The sequence below is a fragment of the Pedobacter sp. SAFR-022 genome, assembly GCF_051965375.1.
Taxonomy (GTDB): domain Bacteria; phylum Bacteroidota; class Bacteroidia; order Sphingobacteriales; family Sphingobacteriaceae; genus Pedobacter.
Genome location: NZ_JBQCME010000004.1, coordinates 318,324 through 329,623, shown reverse-complemented (window position 1 = coordinate 329,623; position 11,300 = coordinate 318,324). Strand labels below are relative to the sequence as shown.

Below are 11,300 nucleotides of genomic sequence, written 5' to 3'. Positions count from 1 at the left end.
GAAAACCATGGCAGTATCTCTGTATTCCAACTATTAAAATTAAATTTGCTTACACACCGATGAAGAAAATATATTTTATACTGGCAACTCTAGTAATTTTGATTTCAGGGATGAGTTATATGTATTTCTCAACCTTGAATAAGGCGGGCGTACAAGCAGATTTAAGCCTGGAATTGGTCAGCAAAAACGCTGGATTTATTTTCAGCTTTCAGAATGATAAGAGTGTCAGAAATATCCTGAGTGGACAAGCGTTGCTGAACAATCTTGTCGGTGAAGAAAAGGTTGTGGCGCTGCAAGGCTTGCAAGCTGCATTACAGCACAAGGAAATGGCGCCCTTGTTTGAAGGGCAAGACGTATACCTGGGCATTTATCCTTCGGAACAGAAAAGGCTCGATTTTATGGTTGCGGTTCAGCTCAGTCCGGAGGCCAACGAAAAACTGTTGAACGAAAGCCTGAAGCGGTCGGGATTAGCGCTTAAGCCCTATGCTACCTATCAGCAGGTACAACTTTCTGCGAATCAAACTTATTATGTTTTGATACAGCAACGCGTGGTTTTGATTGCAAGTGCATCAAGTGTGATAGACAAGCTAATTGCCAGTCCGAAAGACAATTCAGAAGCAGACTTCATCAGCTTCATTCAAAAGAGCGACAGACTGGGTAAAAACAGCCTCGCAAACCTGTATATCAACTTCAAACAGCTAGGATCTTTGATGAGATCCATTACCCCTTATTTTAACCGGGCTGAACTGGCGCTGCTCAATAAGCAGCATGCTTATGCTAGACTAACCTACAACTTCAGTAAGGAAAAAGTATTCTTTAGCGGGGAAACTAAGGTGTTAAATTCCGACAGCTACTTTTCTTTATTTGCCAACCTTAAACCCGAGAAAATAGAGTTGGATAAAGTGCTTCCGGCAAATACAGCAAGCTATACTCTATTCGCCTTTGGCGATTACAAAACCTTTCATACCGGCTTACAAAAATGGTTTGCCACTAAAAAGGAGGATAAGAATGTACAAGGGAAGATAAAAGCAATAAACGAGAAATACAGGTTAAATCTTGATGAGGTATTTCTAAGGTATACGAGCTCGCAGGCCATCACCGTTCAACTGCAGAATAAACAGAAGCTAGCCGCTATTAAGCTAAACAGCGGCGAAAAGGTAGAACAACTGCTATTGGACCTAAGCGAGGATTATGATGGTGAGATCAGGGAGCTGACGGAGCCAGACCTGCTTTACTACTATTTTGGAGAGCCATTTAAAAGCTTCAAAAAGCCTTATTACCTGATCATCAATAACTACATCATCTTTGCTGCTTACCCAAGTTCTCTGCTGGATTTTAGAAACAGTTACCAGAATAATAACCTTCTGGTCCTTGATAAAACCTATGGTCAGGTCTACAAACAACTGCCACTAAGCGCCAACATTCTGTTTTATCTCAACAATAGAAAAGCCCAGAACATCATCATCAACACCATCTATCCGGAGTATTACAATCAGTTCCGTTCGGAAAACGGCCTGAAGGCATTTGACAGCTTTGTTTACCAGTTGAGTGGTGATCAGGGAACCTTTCAGTCAAATGTGCTTTTTAGCCTTCCTCCTGCTACAACTGCAACCCTGCGCGTTGAAGCTGACAGCCTGCTTGTACGGTAGCGCTTAAAATGGTTTCTTTTTTGATACCGTGATCATGAAGTCTTTGAGGTAGAAAGGCTCAAAATAGGCAACATCCTCAAATGCACCCGCCTGAAAACGCTGATATGCTAAAGCAGACATATTTGCTGCAGTATTGAAATTTTCGGTAAGAAAAGTTGCATTAGGATTATTGAGTATGGGTTCGCATTTTGCTGCGCCATCTCCAATAAAAGTTATTTTTGAAGCCCTCAGCTCCGCAGCATAGGAGTTTTCATCGATGATACGTGCCGATATCGGTTCGAGTTCATCACCTAAGGGAGAATACAAGGATGTATAAACTTCTAATCTTCTGGCATCAATCATCGGACAAACGAGATCATTGTGTTCAGGATGTGCTTTTAAGAACCCATCGGCCATCATTTTAAGTGTATCCACTGCAATAAGCGGCTTATCTGCTGCGTAACAAAGTCCCTTAGCAGTAGAAACACCAATACGCAGTCCGGTATATGATCCTGGACCTTTACTCACCGCAACTGCATCCAGATCTGCGTATTGAAGTCCAGACTGCGACATTACCTCGTCAATAAATAAAGTTAAGGAGCCGGCATGGAGATTCTGACCAGCTGCAATCTTAAGATTTAACGTTTCACCATTTCTGGATACTGCTGCCGAACAGTACTGAGTAGAAGTTTCAATTTGTAAGATGGTAATCATAAAGCAAAGGTACGTTTATTATGGAACCGGATCATGCCCATGTGCACCCCAAGGGTGGCAACGACCTATTCTTTTAAGGGTTAACCAGCCACCTTTAAATGGTCCGTGTTTTTTTATTGCTTCTATTCCATACTGGGAACATGTTGGGGTAAACCGGCAGTTAGATCCAAGCAATGGAGAAATCACCAATTGATAGATCCTGATCAGGGTTAAGAAAAACCAGGAAATGATGGTTTTAAGTGTGTTGATCATTGTCTATACTGCTGAGGAGTTTCTTGAGCACAGCGCTAAGCTTCTTTTCGATAAATGGGAACTCGTATTTCTGCTTACCTACAAACTGCAGTGACAGCAGTAACAGGCCCTTGGATTGCGGAAGATGATCATAAAGTCCCTCCTGTTTTTGTAGACGGTAGGCTTCTCTGATCCGACGTTTTAGTAAGTTTCGGTCTACGGCATGTTTATACCGCTTTTTGGGAACATTGATAACTACCTGCACAGGGTATACCTGTTTGTCCTCAACAAAAAGATAAGAAACACGAAAGGGGTATAATAAAAAAGAAGAACCGTTTTTAAATAGCAGGTCTAAATATTTCCTGCTACATAACCGTTCTTCTTTAATAAATGTTTTCATGCTTTGATCGCGATAGTACAGATACGAAAGACCTGCGTTACACTATGCGTGCTGCAATCAAATTATGCTTTGTGGCGACGCTCGTCAGACACTGATAATTTCTTTCTTCCTTTTGCGCGGCGAGAAGCTAATACTCTTCTACCGTTTGCTGTAGCCATTCTTTCGCGGAAGCCGTGTTTATTTCTTCTCTTTCTTTGCGAAGGTTGGAATGTTCTTTTCATAACTGTATGATATCTTAACTGTATTTTTTAAATAAGAAGTGCAAATATAGTCGGATTTTATTTTAAATGCAAATAGATTAACAAGCCTGGTAAATTTTATAGGAGTTTAAATGCCTAAGGATGCCTTTAGCTTCATATATCCGTTTTTACTAACGGGCAACCAAAGCCCTGATTTCAGAAGCACCACGTAGTTTTCCTTCTCTTTAAGCTCAATTTTCGATACCTGGTTCAGGTTTATAATGTAGGAACGGTGGACACGGATAAACTGGTTGGCATCAAGGGTTTGCTCAAAAAAACTCATGGTTTTGTTCTTGAAATAGGCACCATCAGCCGTGCTGATCTTCACCTGATCATCATCTGCTTCAATGTACTGAATATCTGAAGTCGGAATAATTTTAATGCTGCGATCTACTTTAACGACCACACGGCTGCTATGGGCCGGGTTTCCGGGTGTGTTAAGTAGTTCGGAGGTGTCTGTGGTAGCGGTTTGGCTTTTGGATATCAGCTTTTTCAGAGCCTGGTCGAAACGTTCTTTTTCGATGGGTTTAAGCAGATAATCAATCGCATTGACATCAAAGGCTTTAATGGCGAACTCATCAAAGGCTGTAGTGAAGATTACATTAGGCCGGCGTTCCACCAACTCAAGCATCTCGAAGCCGCTGATTTTAGGCATTTGTACGTCGAGAAAAATCAGATCTGGCTCATATTGCGCAATTGCTTTTAAGCCTTCAAAGCCATCCTTACATTCAGCAACGATTTCAATTTCAGGGTGATCAGCCAGATAATACTTAATGATATCTCTTGCAAGGGGCTCATCATCAATTAAAATGGTTCTTATCATGTTGAGGAATGCTAATGGTCGTAATAAAAATTTTCTCTGGTGTAGCTTCTGTTTGTATTAAATCATTGTCTGCGAAGAGCAAATATAATCTTCTTCTAATTGCAGACAAGCCAAAGCCAGTGCCTGCATCGGTTTTAACGTCCGGATCATAAGGGTTCTTAACCGTAACCTTCAACATGTGATTGGCAATACGCACATCAACAGAAATGGTGATGGCTTCAGAAGTATTATACAGCCCGAATTTGATGGCATTCTCAATGACAGGCTGGAGGATGGTTCCGGGAAGTTTCTGCTCAAGACTGGCTTCATCAACGGTGATTTCGATCTGCAGGCGGTGGCTGAACCGTACCTTTTCGATATCAAGGTACAGCTGGATGTACTCCATCTCCTCTTCAACACTAACCCAGGTATCATCGTCACGTTTTAGGGTACCTCGAAGAAAAGCCGCAAGTTTAGTGATCATGGTACCGGCTTCTTTCGGGTTAACAATGGTTAAGGCAAATACAGAATTAAGACTATTAAAAAGAAAGTGCGGCTGCAGCTGGTGACGGAGTTTATTCAGTTCCGCTTCTTTGGCCAAGTTCTGAACCTGGTAAAAGCGCTCCTGCATATAGGCCTGTTCCTCTAATTTATACCATAAAATATTAGCAAGCGCACACCAGGAAAGGAACACCAGAAATACAAGGAACCGAATCGGCAAAGATAAAGCGAGAAAGATCTGGTAATTCTGATCTGGTATTAGATAATCAAGCACCACGTGGTTAAGGCTTACCAGGACTGATGTAATGACCAGAGAAATGAAAAGCACGTACAACGTAGCTTGCTTTTTTGGTTGATAATATCCTAGAATATTGCTGATAACGATACATGCAAGTGCCAAAAGCACGTTAGTTGTTGCGGCATCAATGGCTGAATGGCGCAAATTAAGGTGCAGCACATAGTGAAATAATACAAAAATCAGTGCAGTCCAGACGAGTAGAACTGGGGTTGCAATCTGCTGAACCTTTTTGAGTGATAAGGGCCTGGTCGTCATGTTTAAAAGTTTCTGATGTCGACACCTCCAAATAATGCTACACCTTTAAGAATAACGACTTTCCTCGGCTCACCCTGGTAAGGCATCAGTGCTCTTTTATCATCTATACCACCGAAAATCGCTGTCACTTCGTTTTTCACCTCCCAGGTAGGTGGAATAATGATCTTCACACCTCCGAATATGGCAACAACCTCAATGACAATAGTACCTTCGAAATTGGACTGGGTCAGGTTGAGGTCACACCCCCCAAATACAGAAACGATCTCACCCCCCTTAAGATTCTTGGACACGATATTCTGGTGTGCACCGCTGAAAACATTTACCGAGTCTATCACGTACTGATCATCGGTGTTCGGCGGCATATACTGCCCCTGCGTTGAGGTCGTGGGCTCCGCAGCCGTGAAACTTGAAGCATTCGGATCAGTCGGGTTCGCCGTTGTAAAATCGGTTAATTTATTTTTGGAACGCCTGCGCCAGGGACGATCATGTTTAGGAGAAAAGATTAGATAAAGACCCAAAATGGTAAGTCCCACAGGAAGCGCGAACCTGCCAAACTCATAGTCCGTTAGGTCCTGTAAGGTGAAGTATCCTCCGATAAGCACTAGCGCAAGCCAGCCACTGCCACTAAAGTTTCTTTTTACACCGATTATTAAACCTAACACAAATAGGAAAGTGTGCCAGTTAAAAAGCCAATCGAATGTATAAATCCCGAAGTTCTTAAGTAAGAAGTTTAATCCGATTACGAGAATAAGTAAGCCAACACCTACCCGGTAGATCCTGCTGTTTTGTGTTCTGTTGTAAGTTTCCATGATCTTTGAATATGAATCAAATGTAGAACAGAACACTTGTTTTATATATAGCAGGACCAGGAATGAAAGGAAAGTACCGGTAAACAGCTATAATTTACCGGTAAATGCATTAGAGTTTTGGTTTTGATCTTAACAGATCGCGAATTTCCGACAGTAATACTTCTTCATTACTTGGCGGAACAACAACAGGCGGAACGGGTTCGGATTCCTGTTTACGCTTCATGGTATTGATTGCTTTTACCATCAGAAAAATAATGAAAGCCAGAATCAGGAAGTTAATGACCTCGGTAGCAAAATTCCCCCAGGCAAATACCGGTCCTACAGCCCGGACTTCCTCCAGGGATGCATTCGGATGAGCAGCTACAAATTCCCTCACCTTCGCGTTCAACGGCACAAATAAATTCACGAAACCTTTGTTACCAATCAGGATGCTAATGGGGGGCATAATCAAGTCATTTACTGTTGAGTTAACAATTTTGCCGAATGCTCCTCCGATAATCACACCGACAGCGAGGTCGATCACATTACCTTTAATGGCAAATTCCTTAAATTCTTTGATAAAGCCCATAGTGTTTTTGTTTAATGATGAGTGTGTTGACAATTTAAACTATAATTTACTAATAAAAAATTAAATAACAGGCAACAAATTCCGGTGTTCACAATAAAGGAGCCGTCAATTAGTTTATATCTTAAACCAAATGCCTATTTTTGGCACGGGTATAAAAATACTTTTGTGCAATATGCTAAAACAACATTTACAACAAAAATTACTTCAGAAACTATCTCCCCAACAGATACAATTTATAAAGTTACTGCAGGTACCTACAGTTGCATTAGATACTCGAATAAAAGAAGAACTTGAAGAAAACCCGGCCCTTGAAGATCCAAGTTTGATGGTGGCGGATGAGCCGGTAAATGAATATGATGATTTGAATGATAGCCCCGATGACTTCGACGCTAGTGCCAAAGAAGAAAATACGGATGAGTTCAACGTTGATGACTACCTTCAAGACGACAGCGTAAATGATTACAGCACTTCATATAGTAATGGTGATGATGATGAAGAAAAAAAGGAGACTCCAATAGCAATTGAAAGCACCTTTTTTGAAAGTCTTCAGGAACAGTTAGACCTTGTGCCTTTGTCTAACAATGACTTCATCATTGGCAAGCAGATTATTGGTAGCCTGGATGACGATGGGTACCTACGCAGGCCGATTACCTCCATGATAGATGACCTTGCGTTCTCTCAAAACGTGATTGTTGAGGAAGAGGATGTGCTCGAAATGCTTAAAGTGATCCAAAGCTTTGACCCTCCAGGCATTGCAGCGAGAGACTTGCAGGAATGCCTTACTTTGCAGCTTAGACGCAAGGATGCCTCAAATCCGATTATCCAGAAAGCCATTATAATTGTAGAAAACTACCTGGATGAGTTCACCCGTAAACACTACGACAAACTGGAGAAATCATTAGGTCTGAGCAGTGAAGATCTGAAGGAGGTCATCAACGAGATCCTACGGTTAAACCCAAAGCCAGGTGATTCCAATCAGGTAACAACAAAGCAGTTACAGGTCATTCCAGATTTCCACATCACCAATAATGATGGCGTACTGATCCTGACCCTAAACTCCAAAAATGCACCGGAGCTTCGCGTGAGCAGATCATATATTGATATGTTTGAGCACTACGATAAATCTGCGCAGAAGGATAAAAAGCTGAAAGAAGCCGTGCAGTTCGTTAAGCAGAAGCTGGACTCTGCGAAGTGGTTTATTGATGCCATTAAACAAAGACAACAGACGTTACTGAAAACCATGAACGCAATCATGCAGTATCAGTATGAATATTTACTGACTGGTGACGAGCGGAAAATGCGCCCGATGATCCTGAAGGACATTGCTGATAAAATTGATATGGACATATCAACGGTTTCTCGCGTTGCGAACTCCAAATATGTTCAGACGGAATTCGGCACTTTCCTGCTTAAATCCTTTTTCTCGGAGGCCATTCAAACTGAAAGCGGTGAAGAGGTTTCCAACAAAGAGGTCAAGAAGATTCTTGAAGATTGCATTAGCAATGAAGACAAGCGTAAACCTTTAGCTGACGAGAAACTTACCGACATCCTCAAGGAAAGAGGTTACAACATCGCACGCCGTACAGTGGCTAAATATCGTGAACAGATGAACATTCCGGTTGCAAGGCTTCGTAAAGAGCTTTAGAAATTACCACATCCTTTGGGTACTGCGTACCCGATATCTATTATCTAGTTGGAAGCCAAGAACGATTTCATGGCTTCCACTTGTATAAGACCTCAACCTTGAAGTAGCGTAATCATAAGCGTAAGTAATGTTGAAGACATTACTGAAGTTAACGCCTGCAAGTGCAGCAAACGAGTCCTGCTTACGATAGCTTCCCCCTACCCAGAACCTGTCCCTAAATGAAACTTTAAGGTTTGCATCATAGGAAATGGGAATATTCCCTACTTTTTTAATCATCACTGAAGGGACTGCTGATATTTCATCATCAATAAACAGCTTATAGCCGGTAGTCACAAAGAAATGGGCAACTTCTTTTCCGCCGTTTGACACTGAAGAGAACCCGATTTCCCGTTGTAATAACTGTTGTACCGAAGCCCCGGCAAAGAAACGTGCCCCATAAAGCCATAGTCCAACGCTTAGATCAGGATTCAATTGGGCCTTCCCTGCGTTGCTTAAAGCAGGATCACTAGGGTTTTCCAAGTTCAGTTCATTTACATTTATAGATGCCCGACTTATACCAACCGCAGTACCTAACGAAAGGTTAAGTGCGTTGTTCAACTTCAAATGATAGGCATACGTGAGAGCAAGGTCCAGAAATGAGAGCGGACCTGTTTTGTCGTTCATACCAATTAAGCCAATTCCGTGATGTGCTGGAGAAGCCGTGTAATTTTGCGTATAAAGACGACCCATAGGCGGGTCCCCATTTTCGGGCAGCGACAATGCGTTCTTCCAAAGATATTTATCGCCCAGCACCATGTTTGCAGAGATGAAGGTAGTTGTCGGCGCACCCTTAATCCCCTGCCATTGCTGTCGGTGGCCAATCTTCAAATCCGTATAATTCTCCATTCCACTTAAAGCTGGATTCAGCAAATAGTTATTGAAAATATACTGTGTATACTGTGGTTTTTGCTGGGCGCGGCCGTACAATGGTATGACCAGAAGCAAACTGAAGATTAGCTTTCTGGAATTCATTATCTGATGATGGTTAGTGAACCGGATAAATTTTTCTTCCCGTTTCTTGGTGAGATGACGTAATAATAGGTACCTATCGGTAAAGGCTGACTCTGAAAATAACCATCAAATGGTATCCGATAACCGACGTTAGCATAAACCAATTGTCCATACCGGTTGAATATTTCTACGAGTGAATTCTCGTATGTACTTAAAAGCTTAAGATTCCAAACGTCGTTTACACCATCGCCGTTGGGCGAAAAGGTATTCGGAATATTAAATGTGTCGACCACCTTCAACACTACTTGCTTGGAAATCGAACACCCTAGATCGGAGTATGCAGTAATTGTATAATTGGTTGTCTGTTCGGCGGTAACTACAGGATTCACGATGCTCGCATCACTTACACCAAAAGCTGGTGTCCAACGATAGCCGATATTGCCGGTTCCCGGAATACCCGGGATTTTTGCTGTCCCTCCTGCAAGAATCTCTACGGTATCAGGCACACTAAATTCTGGCTGAGTAATTTCGAAATTGTAAGTGTAGATCTTATTGCCTGCTTCATCAGGGCAGGGATTAGTTCCCGGGTCAAGTTCTGCAATCACTGAAATCTGGTGAATGCCTAGCGTATTATAGCGAACGACGCCATTGTTGTAAACATACTCATACTGCGTTTCTCCCTCGTCATTGACAAAGTTCCTGGCCACAGGGTTACTTTCTGAAAAGTTAAGGTTTGCATCTTCGAACTGCCAGTTTAATCTCGTGGCTCTGGCCGGCAAAACTACTTTAACAGCAAGGGGTTCATTAATGCATGCATTTGTGCTTGTCACATTTGCGTTCAGGTTTGTAAACTGCAGGTAGTTGTTTACCGCAAGGTTTGTCCCCGCGGAGTAAGCATAGGACTCAAATTCTCCAAAGCCATACGCCATGGCATTAAATCCTTCATCAGCGGTTAAGCTAAGACTGCTTTGTGCAAGAGTATATTGATTGAAGGAAATTTGTATATAGGCATATGCGGGGTCACTAGGAAGTTTTCGCCATATGCCCTCAGGTGCTACACCATTTATCTTGAAACTTGATGTGCCCGAGGCTTTCATGAACACGTTAAGGTAAAACTCCGGTGTACGATCAAATGAGGCGAACAGCGTGATCTTTTTGATGTTATATTCTTCAGGATTCAGAATCACCATATCCGGGTCGCCGAAGGCCACCTCGCCCGGAACGGTATTCAGATCAGCCTGAATATAGGCGAACTGTGCTACGGACACGGGTTTGTTCGCACTCAATATGGAAGGTTGCGTTAAGGGTAAGTTTGAGGGCGTAAACGACTCCCCTGCATTCAATCTCGCCTGCACTGTGCCATCTATATTGATCTCAGTACCATCTTCTGCAGCAATCACCTTGTAGAAATGTTTACGCTTAGAGAAGGGTATTAGCCCATATCGTCTGCCCCAGCTCTCGGTTGGATATAATTGCTGTACCAGTGGGTCAAAGGATGTTATGATTTGGGCTTCATGGGTGAAAGCAATGCCTGAGTGACCAGAATAAACGGCGAATTTAGAACATCCAGTCGCTTCGACTTTCGTACCAGAGAAATCCTCATCACCTGTCAACATAAAGATATCACCAGCTTCCGGCAGTGTTTGAGTAACTAAGGACCCGTCCGGCCTGGTTATTACCACATCAGTATTTGCCTCTGTTGCCGTAATGATCAGATAATGTTTACCCTGGTAGCCGCTTTCAGCATCGGTAGGTACCGGTGTGCCTGGATGACCAATTGCATAGTATCGCTGGCCCATCGCGTCTTTTGGTAACACTAAGTATGCCTCCGAGCGGGCACTTGCCGAGATAAAAGCAAATACCGCAATTTTAGCTTTACCAGGATCGACCTCAATGTGAATACCTTTATTCTTGATCAGGGTATTCGAAAGCTTATAATCAAGGTGTGCTTGCGCGTATTCGATCGGTATCTCCACAATCTCATTGGCGAGCACTTCGAAGTTAACGCTGTTACCGGCTACGGTTACCTTCCCCGAGCTATTTTGCTGGGAGGTAATGTAGATAGACATTTTTGCCAAGGTATTCGGCCCGGTGGGGATGTGTGTCGGAAAGACAGCCCAGAAGTCGAGGCCTTCATTAGAAGTTGTCTGGCCTTTTGCAGCAAATCCAAAACAAGAGAGAATGAAAATGATGCAAAAAAGCCAGGTGCTGCGCATAGTT

The 11,300-nt window shown here is 42.6% G+C and carries 12 protein-coding genes; 2 read left to right on the top strand and 10 right to left on the bottom strand.

The annotated features are described in order from the left end of the window. Positions 1-59 precede the first annotated feature (59 nt). Positions 60-1,649, top strand: coding sequence for a hypothetical protein (locus tag ACTHQF_RS12110; protein WP_440430480.1), 1,590 nt, complete (start codon positions 60-62; stop codon positions 1,647-1,649). Positions 1,650-1,652: 3 nt separating this feature from the next. Here ACTHQF_RS12110 and tsaB read toward each other — a convergent pair whose 3' ends face one another. From tsaB to mscL, 8 genes are all read right to left on the bottom strand, one after another. Beyond that, complete coding sequence (gene tsaB, locus ACTHQF_RS12105) at positions 1,653-2,342, bottom strand: tRNA (adenosine(37)-N6)-threonylcarbamoyltransferase complex dimerization subunit type 1 TsaB (RefSeq protein ID WP_440430479.1); 690 nt, start codon at positions 2,340-2,342, stop codon at positions 1,653-1,655. Between the two features lie 18 nt (positions 2,343-2,360). After that, positions 2,361-2,594, bottom strand: coding sequence for a membrane protein insertion efficiency factor YidD (yidD, locus tag ACTHQF_RS12100; protein ID WP_440430478.1), 234 nt, complete (start codon positions 2,592-2,594; stop codon positions 2,361-2,363). Next, on the bottom strand, positions 2,578-2,973 hold the full coding sequence (locus ACTHQF_RS12095; protein ID WP_440430477.1) for a ribonuclease P protein component: 396 nt from the start codon (positions 2,971-2,973) through the stop codon (positions 2,578-2,580). The genes yidD and ACTHQF_RS12095 overlap by 17 nt, the downstream gene beginning before the upstream one ends. Positions 2,974-3,035: 62 nt before the next feature. Continuing rightward, complete coding sequence (rpmH, locus tag ACTHQF_RS12090) at positions 3,036-3,194, bottom strand: 50S ribosomal protein L34 (RefSeq protein ID WP_008241331.1); 159 nt, start codon at positions 3,192-3,194, stop codon at positions 3,036-3,038. A 106-nt stretch (positions 3,195-3,300) separates the two neighbouring features. Next, positions 3,301-4,035 (bottom strand): LytR/AlgR family response regulator transcription factor, encoded by a 735-nt coding sequence (locus ACTHQF_RS12085; protein WP_440430476.1) that lies wholly within the window; start codon positions 4,033-4,035, stop codon positions 3,301-3,303. Beyond that, complete coding sequence (locus ACTHQF_RS12080) at positions 4,013-5,068, bottom strand: sensor histidine kinase (RefSeq protein WP_440430475.1); 1,056 nt, start codon at positions 5,066-5,068, stop codon at positions 4,013-4,015. The genes ACTHQF_RS12085 and ACTHQF_RS12080 overlap by 23 nt, the downstream gene beginning before the upstream one ends. Positions 5,069-5,070: 2 nt before the next feature. Further along, a complete protein-coding gene (locus tag ACTHQF_RS12075; protein WP_440430474.1) occupies positions 5,071-5,877 on the bottom strand; it encodes a LiaF transmembrane domain-containing protein in 807 nt (268 codons plus the stop codon). Between the two features lie 109 nt (positions 5,878-5,986). Then, the gene (gene mscL / locus ACTHQF_RS12070; protein ID WP_440430473.1) at positions 5,987-6,445 is read right to left on the bottom strand and encodes a large conductance mechanosensitive channel protein MscL; all 459 of its coding nucleotides are present in this window, start codon (positions 6,443-6,445) and stop codon (positions 5,987-5,989) included. Positions 6,446-6,617: 172 nt separating this feature from the next. Here mscL and rpoN point away from each other — a divergent pair, with 172 nt between their 5' ends. Beyond that, complete coding sequence (rpoN, locus tag ACTHQF_RS12065; protein WP_440430472.1) at positions 6,618-8,090, top strand: RNA polymerase factor sigma-54; 1,473 nt, start codon at positions 6,618-6,620, stop codon at positions 8,088-8,090. A 3-nt stretch (positions 8,091-8,093) separates the two neighbouring features. Here the strand turns inward: rpoN and ACTHQF_RS12060 are convergent, their stop codons facing one another. Beyond that, positions 8,094-9,101, bottom strand: coding sequence for a PorP/SprF family type IX secretion system membrane protein (locus tag ACTHQF_RS12060; RefSeq protein ID WP_440430471.1), 1,008 nt, complete (start codon positions 9,099-9,101; stop codon positions 8,094-8,096). Next, positions 9,101-11,296 carry a gliding motility-associated C-terminal domain-containing protein gene (locus ACTHQF_RS12055; RefSeq protein WP_440430470.1) on the bottom strand — a complete coding sequence of 732 codons (2,196 nt, stop codon included), beginning with the start codon at positions 11,294-11,296 and terminating at the stop codon, positions 9,101-9,103. Before ACTHQF_RS12055 ends, ACTHQF_RS12060 begins: the two co-directional genes overlap by 1 nt. Positions 11,297-11,300: the final 4 nt, after the last annotated feature.